This is a genomic window from Stenotrophomonas sp. STEN056 (genome assembly GCF_056759635.1).
The window spans coordinates 58007-77690 of record NZ_JBRRDL010000005.1 but is presented as its reverse complement, the minus strand read 5'-3'; the positions used below and the strand labels follow the sequence as shown (position 1 = coordinate 77690).

The 19684-nt window shown below is 65.5% G+C and carries 14 protein-coding genes and 3 tRNA genes; 9 read left to right on the top strand and 8 right to left on the bottom strand.

Annotated features, from left to right (window positions below):
- Positions 1 to 142 precede the first annotated feature (142 nt).
- Positions 143 to 631, top strand: a complete 489-nt coding sequence (gene bfr, locus ACVOLO_RS04530; protein ID WP_481569094.1) for a bacterioferritin — start codon at positions 143 to 145, stop codon at positions 629 to 631.
- A gap of 233 nt (positions 632 to 864) precedes the next feature.
- Here the strand turns inward: bfr and ACVOLO_RS04525 are convergent, their stop codons facing one another.
- Positions 865 to 1521: a thiopurine S-methyltransferase gene (locus tag ACVOLO_RS04525; protein ID WP_481569093.1), complete on the bottom strand. Its 657-nt coding sequence runs from the start codon at positions 1519 to 1521 to the stop codon at positions 865 to 867.
- A gap of 118 nt (positions 1522 to 1639) precedes the next feature.
- Between ACVOLO_RS04525 and ACVOLO_RS04520 the strand changes: the two genes are divergently transcribed.
- On the top strand, positions 1640 to 1810 hold the full coding sequence (locus tag ACVOLO_RS04520; protein WP_481569092.1) for a hypothetical protein: 171 nt from the start codon (positions 1640 to 1642) through the stop codon (positions 1808 to 1810).
- A 1-nt stretch (position 1811) separates the two neighbouring features.
- Here the strand turns inward: ACVOLO_RS04520 and parC are convergent, their stop codons facing one another.
- A complete protein-coding gene (gene parC, locus ACVOLO_RS04515; RefSeq protein WP_481569091.1) occupies positions 1812 to 4055 on the bottom strand; it encodes a DNA topoisomerase IV subunit A in 2244 nt (747 codons plus the stop codon).
- 197 nt (positions 4056 to 4252) lie between these two features.
- Here parC and ACVOLO_RS04510 point away from each other — a divergent pair, with 197 nt between their 5' ends.
- The 4 genes from ACVOLO_RS04510 to ACVOLO_RS04495 are packed head-to-tail and all read left to right on the top strand — an operon-like array spanning position 4253 to position 8941.
- Entirely contained in the window at positions 4253 to 4708 is a 456-nt protein-coding gene (locus tag ACVOLO_RS04510; protein ID WP_481569090.1) for a MarR family winged helix-turn-helix transcriptional regulator, read from the top strand.
- The gene (locus tag ACVOLO_RS04505; RefSeq protein WP_481569089.1) at positions 4705 to 6180 is read left to right on the top strand and encodes an efflux transporter outer membrane subunit; all 1476 of its coding nucleotides are present in this window, start codon (positions 4705 to 4707) and stop codon (positions 6178 to 6180) included. Before ACVOLO_RS04510 ends, ACVOLO_RS04505 begins: the two co-directional genes overlap by 4 nt.
- Positions 6181 to 6189: 9 nt before the next feature.
- Positions 6190 to 7371, top strand: coding sequence for a multidrug transporter (locus ACVOLO_RS04500; protein WP_481569088.1), 1182 nt, complete (start codon positions 6190 to 6192; stop codon positions 7369 to 7371).
- 7 nt (positions 7372 to 7378) lie between these two features.
- Positions 7379 to 8941, top strand: a complete 1563-nt coding sequence (locus ACVOLO_RS04495) for a DHA2 family efflux MFS transporter permease subunit (protein WP_481569087.1) — start codon at positions 7379 to 7381, stop codon at positions 8939 to 8941.
- 148 nt (positions 8942 to 9089) lie between these two features.
- Here ACVOLO_RS04495 and ACVOLO_RS04490 read toward each other — a convergent pair.
- From ACVOLO_RS04490 to ACVOLO_RS04480, 3 genes are all read right to left on the bottom strand, one after another.
- Positions 9090 to 9176 (bottom strand) — tRNA-Leu (locus ACVOLO_RS04490).
- A 388-nt stretch (positions 9177 to 9564) separates the two neighbouring features.
- Positions 9565 to 9651 (bottom strand) — tRNA-Leu (locus ACVOLO_RS04485).
- Between the two features lie 296 nt (positions 9652 to 9947).
- Positions 9948 to 10034, bottom strand: a tRNA-Leu gene (locus tag ACVOLO_RS04480).
- Positions 10035 to 10148: 114 nt separating this feature from the next.
- Between ACVOLO_RS04480 and rnr the strand changes: the two genes are divergently transcribed.
- From rnr to ACVOLO_RS04465, 3 genes are all read left to right on the top strand, one after another.
- Positions 10149 to 12614: a ribonuclease R gene (rnr, locus tag ACVOLO_RS04475; protein WP_481569086.1), complete on the top strand. Its 2466-nt coding sequence runs from the start codon at positions 10149 to 10151 to the stop codon at positions 12612 to 12614.
- A gap of 119 nt (positions 12615 to 12733) precedes the next feature.
- Complete coding sequence (rlmB, locus tag ACVOLO_RS04470) at positions 12734 to 13477, top strand: 23S rRNA (guanosine(2251)-2'-O)-methyltransferase RlmB (protein ID WP_481569085.1); 744 nt, start codon at positions 12734 to 12736, stop codon at positions 13475 to 13477.
- Between the two features lie 10 nt (positions 13478 to 13487).
- Entirely contained in the window at positions 13488 to 14678 is a 1191-nt protein-coding gene (locus tag ACVOLO_RS04465) for a DmpA family aminopeptidase (protein ID WP_481569084.1), read from the top strand.
- 218 nt (positions 14679 to 14896) lie between these two features.
- Here ACVOLO_RS04465 and ACVOLO_RS04460 read toward each other — a convergent pair whose 3' ends face one another.
- From ACVOLO_RS04460 to ACVOLO_RS04450, 3 genes are read right to left on the bottom strand one after another with little or no spacing between them, the layout of a single operon-like run.
- On the bottom strand, positions 14897 to 16321 hold the full coding sequence (locus ACVOLO_RS04460) for an efflux transporter outer membrane subunit (RefSeq protein WP_481569083.1): 1425 nt from the start codon (positions 16319 to 16321) through the stop codon (positions 14897 to 14899).
- A gap of 8 nt (positions 16322 to 16329) precedes the next feature.
- Entirely contained in the window at positions 16330 to 18282 is a 1953-nt protein-coding gene (locus ACVOLO_RS04455; protein ID WP_481569082.1) for a MacB family efflux pump subunit, read from the bottom strand.
- The gene (locus ACVOLO_RS04450) at positions 18279 to 19598 is read right to left on the bottom strand and encodes an efflux RND transporter periplasmic adaptor subunit (RefSeq protein WP_481569197.1); all 1320 of its coding nucleotides are present in this window, start codon (positions 19596 to 19598) and stop codon (positions 18279 to 18281) included. Before ACVOLO_RS04450 ends, ACVOLO_RS04455 begins: the two co-directional genes overlap by 4 nt.
- Positions 19599 to 19684: the final 86 nt, after the last annotated feature.

Genomic DNA, 19684 nt, shown 5'->3' with positions numbered 1-19684 from the left:
TGAAGGCCGCGTGTGGCGGCGGGTATGTGGGGGCGAGCCCGGCGCGGTGAAGCTGGAATCGCAACTGAAAGTGATTCCGATTAGATCATTGCCGCGCAGGATGGGGCACCCTATGCGCATTCGAACCATCAGGAGCACCCCCATGCAGGGCAAACCCGAAGTCATTGAATGCCTGAATGAGCTGCTGCGCGGCGAGCTGGCTGCGCGTGACCAGTACTTCATCCATTCCCGCCGTTACGAAGACCAGGGCCTGCAGGCGCTGTACGAGCGTATTGGCCACGAGATGGAAGAAGAGACCGAGCACGCCGATGCGCTGCTGCGTCGCATCCTGTTCCTCGGCGGCAACCCGGACATGCGCCCGCACGGTTTCGAGCCGGGTGTGACGGTGATGGAGATGCTGGAGAAGGATCTGCAGGTCGAGTACCAGGTGCGTGCCAACCTGGCCGCTGGCGTGAAGCTGTGCGAAGCGCACGGTGATTACGTCAGCCGCGACATCCTGATCGCGCAGTTGCGTGACACCGAGGAAGACCACGCCTGGTGGCTGGAGCAGCAGTTGAGCCTGATCAAGCGCATCGGCCTGGAGCTGTACCAGGCCAGCAAGATGGACGCCAAGGGCACCGCGGCGCATTGATTGAACGGAAGGGCGGCGAAAGCCGCCCTTTCTTGTTGGGGGCGGTTTTTGTTTCCGGGGATCGGGGCTGTTTTCAGTGCTGATCACGCAGAGCGCAGAGCCGCCCTCACCCCAACCCCTCTCCCGCGTGCGGGAGAGGGGCTAATGCACTACGAGCCTACGCACTCTGAGCCCCTCTCCCGCACGCGGGAGAGGGGTTGGGGTGAGGGGAAGCTTTTGGCTTCAGGCGGTTCTCAGCCGTGCTTCAACCTGTATACCGCCGTGGACAAGGCATTGACGCCCTGCGCGCGGAAGTCCGGTTGCTGGTCGAGGATGTCGCGCCGCTCCTGCAGCTCCGCCTGCCAAGGGGAAGCGAACAGACGCTCGACCTCCACCTGTTCGACAGAAAACGGTGGCCCCTGCTTTTCATCCTGCGGATATTCCAGGGTGATCAAGACGCCCTGGCAGCCACTGGGCAGGCGTGCATACAGCGTGTCGCGGTAGCGCAGGCGCAGTTCCGGCGGCAATGCGATCAGTGCGGCGCGGTCGTAGACGCCGGCAATGTCGGCCAGCAGGCTTTCGTCCAGCGCAAAGGCATCGCCGCAGATGATCTCGATGGGGCCGGCGCTGTAATGCTCACCGAAGGCGCTGCGATGGCGTTGGGGTGTGAGGCCGGCTTCGGCGAAGAACTGCTCCACCGCCAACGACGACAGCTCCACGCCCAGCACGCGGTGGCCCTGTGCCGCCAGCCAATGCATGTCCAAGGTCTTGCCGCACAGCGGCACCAATACGCGGCTGCCGGTGGGCAGCTCAAGCGACGGCCAGTGCTTCTGCAGCAGCGGCATCACGTCGCTGCGATGAAAGCCGATCTGTCCGTCCTGCCAGCGTTGAAGCCAGAAATCGGGGTGCATGGGGTGTGTCCGAAGGAAGGGTGCCGACCATTGTAGGAGCGGCCTGGGCCGCGAAGCAGGGAATGCGGGCCGGTGTCGGTTGTTCTGCAATCAGGTTGGCTGCAATTGCAGGCTGGGCTTGATCGGGATGAAGGTCGGCTTCGCGGCCGAGGCCGCTCCTACAAAAAAAGCCGGGCGTCTGCCCGGCTTTTTGCTGTTACTGGACTTCCAGTCCCTCAACCTTTTGCCGCGCCATGCAGACAACCGGCCGTTGCAATGCCAGTCGCGCCGCTGCGCGCCAGTGAAGTGACTTACTGGACTTCCAGTCCCTCAACCTTCTGCCACCCGCGCGGCAACAAATGCCCGCGTGTCGCTCTCGTGCCCAGATACGTTTCCAGATCCTTGAACGACAGGTTCATCGTGCGCTGGCCGCTGCGCACCAGCAGGGTGTTGCCCGGGCTCACCGCCACCACCGCCACCACGCGCTCGGTGGCGAGCTTGGCCTTGGGGATTTCGATGATCTTGTTGCCCTTGCCCTTGTCCAGCTCGGGCAGCTCACTGGCTGGGATGGCCAGCATGTTGCCGGCGCTGGTGACGGCGACGATGCGGTCGGTTTCCACGTTGGCCACCGTGGACGGTGACAAAACCGTCGAGCCGGTGGACAGGTTGAGCATGGCCTTGCCGGCCTTGTTGCGGCCCACCAGGTTCTCGAAGCGGGTGACAAAACCGTAGCCGTGCGAGGAGGCCAGCACGAAGCGGGTGGTGTTGTCGCCGCTGGCAACGGTGACGAAGGACGTGCCCGCTGCCGGCGAGAAACGGCCGGTCAGCGGCTCGCCGTTGCCGCGTGCCGAGGGCAGCGTGTGCACCGGCGTGGAGTAGGCGCGGCCTTCGCTGTCGAGGAAGGCAACCTGCTGCGTGCTGCGCGTGCGCGCGGCCGCAAGCAGGCGGTCGCCGTCGCGGTAGGACAGGGTGGAGCCGTCCACGTCGTGGCCCTTGGCTGCACGTACCCAGCCCTTCTCCGACAGCACCACGGTCATCGGTTCGCTGGCGACCAGTTCGGTTTCGTCGATGGCCTGCGCGGCGACACGCTGCACCAGCGGTGAGCGGCGCGCGTCGCCAAACTTCTTGGCGTCAGCCTGCAGTTCGTCCTTGACCAGCTTCTTCAGCTTGGCGTTGCTCTGCAGGATGGACAGGATCTTGTCGCGCTCCTTGGCCAGCTCGTCCTGCTCGCCACGGATCTTCATTTCTTCCAGGCGTGCCAGCTGCTTGAGCTTGGTGTCCAGGATGTAGTCGGCCTGGTCTTCGCTCAGCTCGAAGCGTGCGATCAACGCGCCCTTGGCGTCGTCCTCGGTGCGGATGATGCGGATCACTTCATCCAGGTTGAGGAACGCAACCAGCAAGCCTTCCAACAGGTGCAGGCGGCGCTCGACCTTCTGCAGGCGGTGGTTCAGGCGGCGGGTGACGGTGTCCTGGCGGAAGCGCAGCCACTCTTCGAGCAGCATCTTCAGGTTCTTGACCTGCGGGCGTCCGTCCAGGCCGATGACGTTGAGGTTGACGCGGAAGCTGCGCTCAAGGTCGGTGATGGCGAACAGGTGGCCCATCAGCTGTTCGGCATCCACGCGGTTGGAGCGCGGCATCAGCACCACGCGCACCGGGTTGGCGTGGTCGGATTCGTCGCGGATGTCTTCCAGCCACGGCAGCTTCTTGGCGCGCATCTGTGCGGCAATCTGCTCGATCACCTTGGACGGCGAGACCTGGTGCGGCAGCGCGGTGACCACGATGTTGCTGCCTTCCTTGATGAAGGTGGCGCGGGCGCGGACGCTGCCGTTGCCGGTCTCGTAGAGGTTCCGCAGGTCCGAGGGCGAGGTGATGATTTCGGCCGTGGTCGGGTAGTCCGGGCCCTTCACGTGCTCGCACAGCTCGGCCACGGTGGCATCGGGGCTGTCGATCAGGTGCAGCAGCGCGCTGACGATTTCATTGAGGTTGTGCGGCGGGACGTCGGTGGCCATGCCCACGGCGATGCCGGTGGTGCCGTTGAGCAGCAGGTGCGGCAGGCGCGCCGGCATCCAGCTGGGTTCTTCCAGTGTGCCGTCGAAGTTGGACGCCCAGTCCACGGTGCCCTGGCCCAGTTCGCCCAGCAGCACTTCGGCGATGGGGGTGAGCTTGGATTCGGTGTAACGCATGGCCGCGAACGACTTGGGGTCGTCACTGGAGCCGAAGTTGCCCTGGCCCTCGATCAGCGGATAACGGTAGGAGAACGGCTGGGCCATCAGCACCAGCGCCTCGTAGCACGCGCTGTCGCCATGCGGGTGGTATTTACCGATCACGTCACCGACGGTGCGTGCGGATTTCTTGGGCTTGGCCGAGGCGTTGAGCCCCAGTTCGCTCATCGAATAGATGATGCGGCGCTGTACCGGCTTCAGACCGTCGCCGATGAACGGCAGGGCGCGATCCAGGACCACATACATGGAGTAGTCGAGATAGGCGCGTTCAGCGTATTCGCGCAGCGGCTGCTGTTCGAAGCCGTGGAAGGCCGGGCGTGCAAGGTCGGTCATTGCGGGTGGTGCTACCTGTAAACGTGAAGCCGCGGCGTGGCTGCCGGCTTCCAGCCTGCCGATTATCCGGATGGTGGCGGGGATGCCAAGCCGGATGGAGCCGGCGCGGCATTGTTCCATGTGTGTAATTCAGAATTCATTTCCAGAAAGGAATATTCCTTTGAGAATATTTCCAGATGGAAATAAAATGCCGCGTCATGACGATCTCCACCTCCCTTCCGCCGGGCATGCCGCCCAGCTTCGGCCTGCTGTTGCGGCAAGTCCGCGACGGTCTTGTCCGGCAACTGGACGAGACCATGGGCCAGGAGGGGCAGGGCATCGGCTTCAGTCACTACATTGGCCTGAAGGCCTTGTCCTGCAAGGCGCCCTGCACCGCAGCCGAACTGGGCAATGTCATTGGTCAGGTGCCCAGCGCCGTGACCCGTCTGCTGGACCGGCTCGAAGAGCTGGGTTGTGTGCGGCGCGAGCCGCATGTCCAGGATCGGCGCGCCCTGCAGATCGTGCTCACCGACGAAGGTCGCGCGCTTTGGCTGCGGCTCAAGCGGCGTGGTGACCAGGTGATGGACCTGGCCATGCACGATCTGGCGCCCGCCGAGCGCGACCAGTTGTTTTCCCTGCTCACCCGCGTACGCGACTCCCTCACGCCCCCATGAAAACCTCCCCCCTACGTTTGACCCGCCCGCTGCTGGTGGGTGCTTTGGTGTTGGCGCTCGCCGCATGCGCCAGCAGCCGTGGTTTGCAGCCACAGGCGCGCCTGCTGGATGTCGATGGCCTGCAGGCCGGCAATTCACTGGCAGGTACGCCGCTCAGTGCAGCGGGTTTCCCCGCCGGTGACTGGTGGCGCGCGCTGGGGGACGCCCAGCTCGATGCGTTGGTCGAAGAAGGCCTGCGCAACAGCCCGTCGCTGGACATTGCCGATGCGCGGCTGAGGCAAGCGCAGGCGCAGGTAGCCGGCGCACAGGCCGACCGCCTGCCCAGCCTGTCGGTGTCGCCCGGTTACACCGGCATGCGCCTGCCCGAATCGATGGCCGGCGAGGCCGGTGGCCACTACGCCGGCAGCGTGCAGGCCGTGCTGGACTTCAGCTACGGCGTGGACCTGTGGGGCGGCAAACGCGCCAGTTGGGAAGCGGCCGTGGACAGCAGCCATGCCGCCGCCGTGGATGCGCAGGCCGCGCGTCTGGAGCTGTCCAGCGGCATCGTCCAGGCCTATCTGGAACTGGCCCACGCCTGGGAGCTGCAGCACGTTGCCAATGACGAACTGGCGCGCGCCGACAAAACCCTGTCGCTGACCCGTCAGCGCCGCAGCGCCGGCATCGACAGCGAACTGCAGGTGCGTCAGGCCGAAGCACGTCTGCCGGTGGCAAGGCAGCAGCAGCTGGCCGCACAGCAGCAGATTGATGCCGCCCGCAACGCGCTGGCCGCGCTGCTCGGGCAGGGGCCGGATCGCGGCCTGCAGATCACCCAGCCGCAGCCGTTGAACCCGTTGGCACTGCAATTGCCCGGCGTGTTGCCCAGCGAGCTGCTGGGCCGTCGCCCGGACATCGTTGCCGCGCGTTGGCGGGTGGAAGCGGCCGGCCGCCAGATTGATGCGGCCAAGGCGCGCTTTTATCCCAGCCTCAACCTCACCGCGCTGGGCGGCGTGGTGTCCAAGGACATCGGCAGCCTGCTCGAAAGCAGTTCCACCTTTGGCATCCTCGCCCCGGCACTGAGCCTGCCGATCTTCGACGGCGGCCGCCTGCGCGCCGGCCTTGCCACGCGCGATGCCGATTACGACCTGGCCGTGTCCAGCTACAACCGCGCGGTGGTTGATGCGCTGCGCGACGTAGCCGACCAGGTCAACGCGGTGCGTTCGCTGGCCACGCAAGTGGAAACCCAGCAGCAGGCGATGTCCATCGCGCAGGCCGCCTATGAACTTGCGCAGCAGCGTTACCGCGCCGGTATTGGCAACTACCTCGACGTGCTCAGCACCCAGGATCTGCTGCTGCAGGCCCAGCAGCGCCTGAGCAACCTGCAGTCGCAGCGGCTGCTGTCCAGCGTCCGCTTGAGCGCCGCCCTTGGTGGCGGCTTCCAGCCGGCCGACAACGCATTGCCGGTCGCCGCCGAATCTGATGACACGCATTCCTGAGAACCCCCGATGAGCCAGACCTCCTCCCCCGAAGCGGCAACCGCCGCACCCAGCCGCCGCGGCAAACTGCTGCGCGGCCTGTTCCTGATCGTGGTGATCCTGCTTGCCGCGTTTGCCGCCTGGTATTACCTGCTCGGCCGCTGGGCCGAAGAAACCGATGACGCCTACGTGGTCGGCAACCAGGTGCAGATCACGCCGCTGATTGCCGGCACCGTGGTGGCAATCGCCGCCGATGACGGCATGAAGGTCGAGCAGGGCCAGTTGCTGGTGCAGTTGGATCCCTCCGATACCGAGGTGGCCATGCAGCAGGCGCAGGCCAACCTGGCCCGCACCGTGCGCCAGGTGCGCGGCATGTACCGCAGCGTCGAAGGTGCGCAGGCCGATCTCAATGCGCGTCAGGTCACCCTCAAACGTGCGCGTGACGACTTCGCGCGGCGCAGGGACCTGGCCGCCAGCGGCGCCATCTCCAACGAGGAACTGGCCCATGCCCGCGATGAACTGGCGGCTGCCGAAGCCTCGGTTGCAGGCTCGCGCGAAACCATGGAGCGCAGCCGCGCGCTGGTCGATGACACCGTCATCGCCACCCAGCCCGACGTGCAGGCCGCTGCCGCACAGCTGCGCCAGGCGTACTTGAACCACGCCCGCGCCGGCATCGTCGCGCCGGTCACCGGCTATGTGGCGCGCCGCTCGGTGCAGGTGGGCCAGCGCGTGCAGCCCGGCGCCGCCTTGATGGCCGTGGTGCCCAGCGAACAGATGTGGGTGGAAGCCAACTTCAAGGAAACCCAGTTGCGTCACATGCGCCTGGGCCAGGAAGTGGAACTGCGCTCGGACCTGTACGGCGGCGAGGTGACCTACACCGGCCAGATCACCAGCCTTGGCCTGGGCACCGGCTCGGCGTTCTCGCTGCTGCCGGCGCAGAACGCCAGCGGCAACTGGATCAAGATCGTGCAGCGCGTGCCGGTGCGCATTGCCATCGACGAAAAGCAGCTGGCCGCACACCCGCTGCGCATTGGTCTGTCGATGAAGGCCGAGGTGAACCTGCACGACCAGAAGGGCACGGTGCTGCCGGTCGATGCAGCCAAGGGCACGGTGTATGGCACCGAGGTCTACGCCCGCCAACTGCAGGACGCTGACGCGCTGATCCACACCATCATCCAGGGCAACCTGCCGTCGTCGGCACGCGCCAGCTGAGGTCATCATGTCCGCTCAAGCTCCCACCGCACCTGCCGCACCCGCGGTGGGTGCAGGGCCGGCCAATGTCGCCCTGTGCACCGCCGGCCTGGCGCTGGCCTCGTTCATGCAGGTGCTCGACACCACCATCGCCAACGTGTCGCTGCCGACCATCGCCGGCAACCTTGGCGCCAGCTCGCAACAGGCGACGTGGGTCATCACCTCGTTCGCGGTCAGTACAGCCATCGCGCTGCCGCTGACCGGCTGGCTGAGTCGTCGCTTCGGCGAGGTCAAGTTGTTCATGTGGGCGACGATTGCCTTCTCCATCGCCTCGCTGCTGTGTGGCATTGCGCAGAGCATGGGCATGCTGGTGGTATCGCGCGCGCTGCAGGGCTTTGTCGCCGGCCCGATGTACCCGATCACCCAATCATTGCTGGTGTCGATCTACCCGCGTGAAAAACGCGGGCAGGCGCTGGCGCTGCTGGCGATGATCACCGTGGTCGCACCCATCGCCGGGCCCATTCTCGGTGGCTGGATCACCGACAACTACAGCTGGGAATGGATCTTCCTGATCAACGTGCCGCTGGGCGTGATTGCCGCAGCCATCGTGGGTGGCCAGCTGCGCCACCGGGTGGAGCAGACCGAGCGGCCGAAGATGGACTACGTTGGCCTGGTCACCCTGGTGATCGGCGTCGGCTGCCTGCAGTTGCTGCTGGACCTGGGCAACGAGGAAGACTGGTTCGCCTCAACCAAGATCGTGGTGCTGACCTGTGTCTCGGTGGTGTCGCTGGCGGTGTTCCTGATCTGGGAGCTGACCGACAAGGACCCCATCGTTGACCTGCGCCTGCTGCGCCATCGCAACTTCCGCGCCGGCACGCTGGCGATGGTGGTTGGTTACGCGGCGTTCTTCTCGGTGGCCTTGATGATCCCGCAGTGGCTGCAGCGTGACATGGGCTACACCGCGATCTGGGCGGGCCTGGCCACCGCGCCGCTGGGCTTCCTGCCGATCCTGCTGGCACCGATGCTGGGCAAGTTCGGGCACAAGTTCGACATGCGCATGCTGGCGACGCTGGCGTTCTTTGTGTTGTCGATGACCAGCTTCCTGCGTTCGGGTTTCAACCTGCAGGTGGACTTCGCGCATGTGGCCGGTGTGCAGCTGTTGATGGGCATGGGCCTGGCGTTGTTCTTCATGCCGGTGCTGCAGATTCTGCTGTCCGACCTGGACGGCCGCGAAGTGGCGGCGGGCTCCGGCCTGGCAACCTTCCTGCGCACGCTGGGCGGCAGCTTTGCCGCATCGCTGACCACCTGGCTGTGGGCGCGGCGCACCCAGGAGCACCACGCCGGCCTGACCGAACACATCTCGCTTTACGACCCGGGCATGCACGAACAGATCACGGCAATGGGGCAGGGTGACCTGCAACGTGGCGCGGCGGTGCTGGACAACATGATCGTCCACCAGGCATCGCAGATGGGCTTCAACGACATCTTCCTGCTGCTGGGCTGGGTGTTCCTGGCGGTCATCGTTTTCGTATGGATGGCCAGGCCGCCGTTCGGCGCAGGTGGCGGGGCGGCGGCTGCGGGCGGGCATTGAGCCGCAGGCCCGCGTTGCATTGGCAGCGCGGGCCATGCGCCGCCGGGGGTATCGGTGTTGCCTCTACCGCGCATGGCTCGGTACCGCGGTTGCAATGTCCAAATCGCAGGCACAAAAAACCCGCTTTCGCGGGTTTTTTCTTGAGTCATGGTGCCCAGGAGAGGACTCGAACCTCCACGGAGTTGCCCCCGCTAGCACCTGAAGCTAGTGCGTCTACCAATTCCGCCACCTGGGCGACTCAGGACGCGAATTCTGTGTGAGAACGCTGGATGTGTCAACAGGTTTTCACGCAGAAGCCTGGCTTTCTTCGAGCCTTCGATACCCGGGTGTGCTCATGCGCAGGAGCAGCAGGTTGCGCATTGCAGTGGCGAGTGTCTTTCCGTGTGCAAAGCGCAGGCACAGGTGATGCGGGTCCAGTTGCCGCTCAATGCAACGCGTTGATGGTGGAGTGCGGTGGTGGTGTCGTCGTGTCTGCAACCATGGATGCACGGCAGTGCCGGTGCACAGTTCTTCGACGGTCTTCATGTAGTTGCCGACAACGGCGCGATACCTGCATCACCTCGGCAAGGCCGAATCGCAGGCAAGAAAAAACCCGCTTGCGCGGGTTTTTCATTCTTGAGTCATGGTGCCCAGGAGAGGACTCGAACCTCCACGGAGTTGCCCCCGCTAGCACCTGAAGCTAGTGCGTCTACCAATTCCGCCACCTGGGCGACTCAGGAGCGGAATTATGTGGGACGTTTTGAATGCCGTCAACCATTTTGTGAAGAGGCGGGCTTCGGCTCCGGGAGATCCGAGGCTACCCCTCCCCAGTCCTCCCCTTGCCTGCGGCAAAGGCAGGGGGCAAAAGCGATATCTCCGCCATTTCGCGGTCTGTGAGATGGGCTCCCTCCCTTTCGCATAGCGAAGGGGAGGGTTGGGGAGGGGTAAGGCCGTTGCCTCTGGCTCAACCCCAAAACCAAACGCCGGAAACGAAAAAACCCGCTTGCGCGGGTTTGATCTTGAAACGTGGTGCCCAGAAGAGGACTCGAACCTCCACGGAGTTGCCCCCGCTAGCACCTGAAGCTAGTGCGTCTACCAATTCCGCCACCTGGGCACTTCAGGCCGGCGATTTTGGCCAGCGCAGCTGCCTTTGTCAACGTTTTTTCACATTGCCGGGTGTGCTGGCATGCGCACTGTGTACACGGTTCAGCAGGTACCATGGCGGTCAATGAAAAACAAAAAGACCACTGGGGCCGGAAAGGCCCACAAGTCCGCCGCCGGCGCCAAGCCGGACAAGGCCCCGGGCAAGGCCCGCAAATCCGCAAAGCTGCCGCCGTGGATGCCGGAGAGCCTGTCGGCCCCGGCCAAATCCGGCCGCAGCAAGAAACCCAAGGACACCGCGGCTGCGCCGCAGAGCTTCGTGCGGGGGCGCCGCAAGGCAGCACCGGCACCTGTCTTTGATGACCCCTACGCCTCACGCGAGGCCGAGCGCTATGCGCAACCCATTGCCAGCCGTGAAGCCATCCTGCAGCTGCTGGAGCGTTGCGAAGGCCCGCAGAACGCCGAGGAAATTGGCGCACAACTGGGCCTGACCGAACCGGATCGTGCCGACGCGCTGGCCAAGCGCCTGGGCGCGATGGTGCGTGACGGCCAACTGGTGCAGAACCGCCGTGGCGGCTTCGCCCCGGTGCTGGCGCTGAGCCTGATCCCCGGCGTGGTGATCGCCAACCCGGAAGGTTTCGGCTTCCTGCGCCCGGACGAGGGCGGCGACGATCTGTTCCTGCCGCCGTATGAAATGCGCAAGGTCATGCACGGTGACCGCGCGCTGGCCAACGTCACCGGCATCGACCGCCGCGGCCGCCGCGAAGGCAGCATCGCGCGCGTGCTGGAGCGTGGCGTCAACCGCATGATCGGCCACTTCAGCGTGGAGGCTGGCATCAGTTATGTGGTGCCCGATGACAAGCGCATCCAGCGCAACATCCAGATTCCCGCTGACGCCACCGGCGGTGCGAAGGATGGCCAGCTGGTGGTGTGCGAACTGACCCACGCGCCGGATTCGCGACGCCCGCCGATCGGCAGGATCATCGCCGTGCTCGGCGACAAGCTGACCCCGTCGCTGGTGGTGGAAACCGCCATCCACGGCCACGAACTGCCGTATGAATTCCCGCCGGAAGTGCTGGACGAAGCCACTGCCATCCCGTTGACGGTGGAGCCGTCGATGATCGGCAAGCGCGTGGACCTGCGGTCGATGCCGCTGGTGACCATCGACGGCGAAGACGCCAAGGATTTCGACGACGCGGTGTACTGCGAAGCGAACCATGACGGCTTCCGTCTGGTGGTGGCCATCGCCGACGTATCCAACTATGTGCGTCCGGGCACGCCGCTGGACGACGAAGCGCAGAAGCGTGCCACCTCGGTGTACTTCCCGGGTTTCGTGGTGCCGATGCTGCCGGAGACGCTGTCCAACGGCATCTGCTCGCTGCGGCCGAAGGAAGACCGCATGTGCTTTGTCTGCGACATGCAGGTGGGGCGCGACGGCCAGGTGACCGGCTCGAAGTTCTACGAAGCGGTGATGAACTCGCACGCACGCCTGACCTACACGCAGGTGTGGGGCGCGGTGGGCGAGGACGACGCCGATGCCAAGGCCTTCATCGGGCCGCTGCTGCCGCAGATCCAGAGCCTGCACCAGCTCTACCGTATCCTGTCCAAGGCGCGTGAGCGCCGTGGCGCCATCGAGTTTGAATCCTCCGAAGTACGCTTCGTGCTGGACAACCGCGGTGAAGTCACCCAGGCCGGCATGATGGTGCGCAACGACGCGCACAAGCTGATCGAGGAATGCATGATCGCGGCCAACGTCGAGGCCGCACGTTACCTGCTGTCCACGCACATTCCGGCACCGTTCCGCGTGCATGAGCGGCCGCCGGAGTCCAAGTACGCCGACCTGCTGGAGTTCCTCAAGGAGTTCAAGCTGAGCCTGCCGGCGTGGAGCAAGGTGCAGCCGGGCGACTACACCAAGCTGTTGAAGAAGGTGCGCGAGCGCCCGGACGCAGCCCTGCTGGAGTCGGTGCTGCTGCGCAGCCAGTCGCTGGCGGTGTATTCGCCGGACAACAACGGCCACTTCGGTCTGGCGTTGGAAGCCTATGCGCACTTCACCTCGCCGATCCGCCGTTACCCGGACCTGCTGGTGCACCGTGCCATCAAGTACGCGCTGACCGGCGGCCCGCGCGAGAAATACACCTACACCCCGCGTGAAATGGCGGCGCTGGCGCTGCAGTGTTCCGAGCGCGAACGCCGTGCTGACGAGGCCGAGCGCGAGGTGGACGAGCGGTTCCGCGCGGCCTGGATGGAAAAACACGTCGGCGGCCAGTTCGATGGCGTGATCAGCGGCGTGACCAGCTTCGGCCTGTTCGTTGAACTGGACGAATCCAAGGTCAACGGCCTGATCCACGTGACCCAGTTGCCGCACGACTATTACCAGTTCGACCCGATCCGCAAGACGCTGTCCGGGGACCGCCGCGGCAATGAATTCCGGCTGGGCGACCGGGTGCGGATTCTGGTGCTCAAGGCCAGCATGGAAGAGCGCAAGATCGATTTCCGCCTGGTCGAGAAGCTGGACGGCGAGTCCGTGGACAGCGGCCTGCCGCCGCTGCCGGAGCGTGGCAAGCCGGCCAAGCGGATCAAGCAGAAGTACTGAGGACCGCCGCGGGTCGCCCGGCAGGGACCCGTGGCAGCAAGGCTGGCCACGGGCTCCGGTTACGCCCCGCCGGCCCCCCGGTAGTAACATTGCCCCCCGAATTTCCCCATGTGGCGCCCATGAGCAAGCAGAACCAGTGGATCGTCGGCGTCAATGCCGTGGCTTCTTCCATCGAGAAGGACCCGGAGAACGTTCGCGAAGTGTTGATCGAGGCCGGGGCCAAGAACCCGCGCCTGGTCGAAATTGAAGAAGAAGCCCTGCGCAAGGGCATCGACGTGCGCAAGGTCAACGCCCAGGCACTGGGCGGCGTGGCCGGCCAGGTGCGCCACCAGGGCGTGGCCGCGCGCTATGCCGCGCCCAAGCTGTGGGCCGAGAGCGAGCTGCAGGGCCTGATCGAAGCGGCCGAAGGCAAGGCACTGGTGCTGGTGCTGGACGAGGTGCAGGATCCGCACAACCTCGGCGCCTGCCTGCGCAGCGCCGCTGCTGCCGGCGTCACCGCCGTGGTGATTCCCAAGGACAAGAGCGCGCCGGTCAACGCGACCGTGCGCAAGGTCAGTGCCGGTGCGGCCGACCGCATTCCGGTGGTGGCGGTGACCAACCTGGTCCGCTGCATCAAGGACATGCAGAAGCTGGGCGTGTGGGTATACGGCCTGGCCGGTGAAGTGGACACCACCATCCACCAGCTCGACCTGCGCGGCAACGTGGCCCTGGTGATGGGCGGCGAGGCCGATGGCCTGCGCCGTCTCACCCGCGAAACCTGCGACCAGCTGGTGCGCATCCCGATGCCGGGTGATGTCGAAAGCCTCAACGTCTCCGTGGCCACCGGCGTGGCCCTGTTTGAAGCCGTCCGCCAACGTCTGTAAAGGAACCTGCATGCCCCACGCGCCGCACCGTCTCTCCCTTCGACTGACTGCGGCGCTGCTGGGGCTGGTTGCCCTGGCCGCTTCCGCGCAGGAAGCCCCACGGGCGCGCGCCCGCGAGCTGGGCGTTGCGCCCGGCATCTTCACCCCCGGCCAGCACAACGCCATTACCGACGTGGCCGGCGTGCGCGTGGGCCAAACCACCCTGATTGAAGGTGACACGGTACGCACCGGCGTCACCGCGATCCTGCCGCATGCGGGCAATGTCTACCGTTCGCGGGTACCGGCAGCACTGCACGTGGGCAACGGCTTCGGCAAGTTTGTCGGCAGCACCCAGGTCAACGAACTGGGCGAACTGGAAACCCCGATCCTGCTGACCTGCACGCTGTGCGTGTGGAAGGCCGCCGATGCGATGGCCGAGTGGATGCTGGCCCGGCCGGACATGCAGCAGGTGCGCTCGTTGAATGTCGTGGTCGGCGAGACCAATGACGGCGGGCTCAATGACATCCGCGCGCGGCCGATCACTGCCGACGCCGTGCGTCGCGCACTGGACACCGCGCAGAGCGGTCCGGTGCGCGAAGGCAGTGTGGGCGCCGGCACGGGCACGGTAGCCTTCGGCTGGAAGGGCGGCATCGGCACGTCTTCGCGCAAACTGCCCGACAGCCTCGGTGGCTGGACGGTCGGCGTGCTGGTACAGGCCAATTTTGGCGGCGTACTGCAGGTGGAAGGCGCGCCGGTCGGCCGCGAACTGGACCGTTATGCGTTCCAGAATGCAGTAGCTGCGCAGGGCAATGGGCGTGGGCTTGCTGATGACCGCGGCGATGGCTCGGTGATTATCGTCATCGCCACCGATGCACCGTTGTCTGATCGCAATCTCAAGCGGCTGGCATCACGCGGAATGATGGGTTTGGGCCGCACCGGCAGCTCCGCATCCAACGGCAGTGGCGATTACGTACTGGCGTTTTCCACCGCCGAATCGGTGCGGCGTGCTTTCGATGCACCGCAGCTGCAGACCACCGAGCTGGCCAACGAAGCGATGAGCGCGGTGTTCCAGGCCAGCGTGGATGCAGTGGAAGAATCGGTCTACAACGCCCTGTTCATGGCCACCACGGTCAGCGGCAACGGCCAGACGGTGGAGGCGATTCCGTTGGAGCGGGTGCGGGAGATTCTGCAAGCGCATGGGGTTGGTGCGTTGAAGCGATAGAGCCCCCTCACCCCAACCCCTCTCCCGTAGACGGGGGAGGGGCTTTGAGCGGGAACGGTGTTGGATTGCTCACCAATTGTCGTAATGCTTGGCCACTCCCTTCTCCCCTTGTGGGAGAAGGTGCCCGAAGGGCGGAAGAGGGGGAGCTTTTGACGTTGCTTGGCTAGAAGCTTCCCCTCACCCCAACCCCTCTCCCGTAAACGGGAGAGGGGCTTTGGTCACTGCAGGCTTTGGGCCCCTCCACCCAACGCCTTGTACAGCGTCACATCATTCACCAGCTGGCTGCGCTTGGTCTGCGCCAGTGACAATTCCGCGTTGCGACGCGTCTGCTCCGCTTCCAGCCATGTCCGCAGATCGGTGGCGCCGGCGCGGTAACGCACCTCGTAGAGACGCGCGATTTCCACGGCTTCGTCATACGAGGCCTGCGCCGCTGCAACCTGCTCGGCCAGGCGCGTGCGTGCCGACAGTGCGTTGTCCACTTCCGACAATGCGGTGTACAGCGTTTTACGGAAGTCGTTGGCCGCGATCTGATACGAGAGATCAGCCGAGTCGATATCCAGCTGCATCTGCCGGAACTTCAAAAACGGCAGGCTCAATCCGGCGCCCAGCGTCGCTACCGGGTTGCTCAGCACATCACCCAGCGATGGACTGGAACTTCCCACCGAGCCGCTCAAACTCAGGCTCGGGTAGTAACTGGTGGCGGTGACCTTGATGTTGGCCAGCGACTGCCGCAGGCGCAGCTCGGCCGCGCGCAGGTCTGGACGGCGGGCCAACAGCTCCGCCGGCAGGCCTTCTGCAAGCGCAGGGCTTTGCGCGACATCCAGATTCTGCGGCTCATCGGCCTGCGGCCACGGCTGGCCATCCAGCAGCACGGTCAGTGCGTTGCGGGTTTCCACGCGTTGCTGTTCCAACTGCGCCTGCGTGGCTTTCTGGCTTTCGATGTTCTGCCGCGCCTGGCGTACTTCCAGCCGCGATACCGCGCCGGCATCGAACTGGGTCTGTACCAGCGAAGCGGTGCGCTTCAATCGCTCCAGGTTGGCCTGGCCGGTGGCAATGGCCTGGTTGAGGTAACCCAGCTGCCAGTACAGCTCGGCGCTTTGCCCGATCAGGCTCAGCGTGGTGTTCTGCAGGTCCTGCGCGGTGGCCTGTGCTTCCCAGCGGGCGATGTCGCGTTGGCCGCGCAGCTTGCCCCACAAGTCCAACTCCCAGCCCAGCGACACGTTGGCGCTGTGGTTGCGTGACCAGTCATCGCTGCTGTCGATGCTGCGGCTGCCGTTGGCGCTGACTGAGCCTGATGCCTGGGGCCACAGATCCACCCCGGCCAGGCCCGCCTGCACGCGCGCGCGCTCCAGCTTCAGCCCGGCCGAAGCCATGTCGGTGTTGCTGTCGAGCACGCGTTCGATCAGCCGATCCAGGCGCGGGTCGGCGAAGCCCTGCCACCACGCATCGGCGCGCACGTCGGCCGGTGGCGCGGTGAGGTTGCGTTCGATGTCCTGCACCGCCGCGTTGGCAAGAGCATCGCCACGCCCATACTGCGCGGCGACCGGCAGGTGTGCGGCCGGGTCGGCGCTGGGTGTGGTGGCGCAGGCTGCAAGTGCGGCGGTCAATGCAGCGGCAAGCAGCAGGGGACGAATAGGTTTCATGGTCATCTTCATTCGCGGGCCAATGCCTCCACCGGGTCGAGCTGTGCGGCATTGCGGGCCGGCAGGAAACCGAACGCCACGCCGATCAGCGTCGAGCAGGCGAAGGCGGCGATGATCGAGGCGGTGGAGAACAACAGGGTGAAACTGGCGCCAAAGGTCTTGAACGCCCAACCGATGGACAGCGCCAACGCAATGCCGAGGATGCCGCCGAGCAGGCACACCAGCACCGCCTCGATCAGGAACTGCTGGCGGATATCACTCTGGCGTGCGCCAACGGCCATGCGCACGCCGATTTCACGGGTACGTTCGGTCACCGACACCAGCATGATGTTCATCACGCCGATGCCGCCGACCACCAGCGCGATGGCGGCAATGGCGCCGATCAGCAGGGTCATGGTCTTGGTGGTGGACTCGATGGTCTCGCGGATTTCAGCAGTGTTGGAAAGGAAGAAATCCTCGGTCCCGTGGCGCAGCGTCAGCAGTTTGGTGATGGCTGATTGCGCTGCGTCCATCGGCGTGTCGTCGGCCACGCGCACGGTGATGCCGCTGATGTAGCTCTGCCCGAGCATGCGCGACATCACCGTGGTGTACGGCGCCCATACGGACAGGTTGGTGCTGCTGCCAAAGCCCATCGACTGGCGCTTGGCCACGCCGATCACCCGCGCCGGCACATTGCCCAGCAACACCACCTGGCCGATCGGGTCATCGCTGCCGAACAACTGCGTGCGTGTGTTCTCGTCGATCAACACCACCTGGGCCAGGCTTTTCACTTCGCTTTGGTCGAAGTAGCGGCCCGACACCAGGGTCATGCCCTTGACCCGGAAGTACTGCTCACCGATGCCACTGACCTGCGCGCTGGCGGCCTTGTTGCCAACGCGTGCGGTGACCGAGCTGGATACGCTGGGCGTGGCGCTGTCGATGTAACTCTGCGCAGCCAGCGCATCGGCGTCGCTGGCCTTGAGCGTCTGCACGCGGCCCGAGCGCATGTCGCCGAAACCCCGGCCCGGGTACACGTCGATGGTGTTGGTGCCGAGTGCGGAGATGTTCTGCAGAATCTGCTGCTGCGAACCATTGCCCATCGCCACCACCGACACCACCGAGGCAATGCCGATGATGATGCCGAGCATGGTCAGGAAGGTGCGCAGGCGGTGGGCGTTCATGGCCAGCAGTGCCATGCGGAAGGCTTCGAGGAAGCGATCACGCGCCGCCTGGAAAGCGCTGCCGCCGGTCTTCACCGGGGCAGGGCGCTGCTGCTTCTGCAGTGCAGGCACCTTGTCGTTGTGACGGTCGGCGATGATCTCGCCGTCGCGGATTTCGATGATGCGCTGCGCGTGTTCGGCCACGTGCATGTCGTGGGTGACGATGATGATGGTGTGGCCTTCGGCATGCAGCTCGCCGAGGATGTTCATCACTTCCTCGCCCGATGCACTGTCCAGCGCGCCGGTGGGTTCGTCGGCCAGGATCACCTCGCCACCGTTCATCAGCGCACGCGCGATCGACACGCGCTGTTGCTGGCCGCCGGACAACTGCCCGGGCTTGTGGCCCATGCGGTCGGACAGCCCCAGCCGTGCCAGCAAGGCCTCGGCGCGGGTGCGGCGTGCATCGGACGGCGTGCCGGCATAGATCGCCGGTACTTCCACGTTGCCACGCGCGTCCAGATCACCGAGCAGGTGGTAGCGCTGGAAGATGAAGCCGAAGTGTTCGCGGCGCAGCTCGGCCAGCTCGTCCGGCTGCATGCGTCCGGTCTCGCGGCCGGCCACCTTGTAGGAGCCGACGGTGGGGCGGTCCAGGCAGCCGAGGATGTTCATCAGCGTCGATTTGCCCGAGCCGGACTGGCCGACGATGGCCACCATTTCACCGGCATGGATATCGAGGTTGACGTCCTTCAGCACGGCGATGGTTTCCTCGCCGGCCGGGAACTCGCGGCGCAGTTCGCGCAGTTGCAGCAGCGGTTGGCTCATCGGCGCGACCCGCCCATCATCGGGCTCATCGGGTTGCGCTGGTTGCCGCGTGCATTGGCCTTGTCGGCCGCATTGCCTTCGCCCACGACCACCAGGTCGCCTTCGCTCAGGCCTTCAAGCACTTCCACATTGGAGCCGTTGTTCAGGCCGACCTTGATCCGGCGCGGCTCCGGCTGCCCTTCCTGGTTGACCACGCGCACCATGTAGCTGTTGCTCTTGGCCAGGGCGGCGGCATCGGGCTGACGACGTTGCTGGCGCTGGCCTTCCTGCTTGCTGCGTGCGGCGCGCGGGGCGCCGCCTTCGGGAACCTTCTGGCCGAGTGCGACGGTGGGGATCAACAACGCGTCGGTCGCCTGTGCCAACAGCACCGACACCTGCGCGGTCATGTCGATGCGCAGCGTGCCGTCCGGGTTTTCCACGTCAAACAGCGCGTTGTAGTACACCGCCGTGCTGGAGCTGGACGAGGACGAACTGCTGGAGCTGGTGCTGTCGGTGCTGATCGACGCCGGCGCCGGGTTCACCGTGCGCAGCTTGGCTTCGTACCTGTGATCCGGATTGCCAAGGATGGTGAAGTACACCGGCATGCCCGGCTTGACCTTGACCACATCGGCTTCGGATATCTCCGCATTGACCGTGACCAGGTCCAGCCGCGCCAGCTTGACGATGGTTGGCGCCGATTGGTTGGCGTTTACGGTGCGGCCTTCTTCGGCGACCACCGCCACCACGGTGCCGTCGATGGGCGCGGTGATGCGGGTATAGCCCAGGTTGGCCTGGGCGGTGCCCAGTTCGGTTTCGCGCTGGCGGATCTGTGCATCCAGGGCACGGATCTGCGCGCGGGTGCTGGCCAGGTTGGCTTCGGCCGATTCGTATTCGGCGCGCGAAGTGGCCTCGGCGTCCAGCATTTCCTTCTGCCGGGCAAAAGCCAGTTCCGATTCCTTCAACGAGGCGGCCTGCACCGCACGCTGGGCACGGATGTTCTCCAGCGCCGCCTGGGCGTTCTTCAGGCTGTTCTCCTGGGTGACCGAATCGATCTCGGCGATCAGGTCGCCCTGCTTGACCACATCGCCCAACTGCACCTTCAGCGACTTGATCTGGCCGGAGGCCTGCGCGCCCACGCTGACCAGCTTGTAGGCGTCGATCACGCCGGTGGCATCGACGGTTTGTTCCAGGTTGCCGCGGGTGACCGGCGAGGTGGCCACCGAAGGCGCGGCAGGTTTGCGCGTGGCCCACGCGGCGCAGCCGGCCAGCAGGGCGACGATGGCGGTGGCAAGCAGGATCCGGTTGCGGCGGGAGGAGGGCAGCAGCTTCACGATGATGGGGCACTCATGGCGGGCCGCACGCTGCGGCGTCGGTGCCAGTGTGGACAGCTGGCGGTGGCGTCTCAACACTCGCCGTGTGTCAC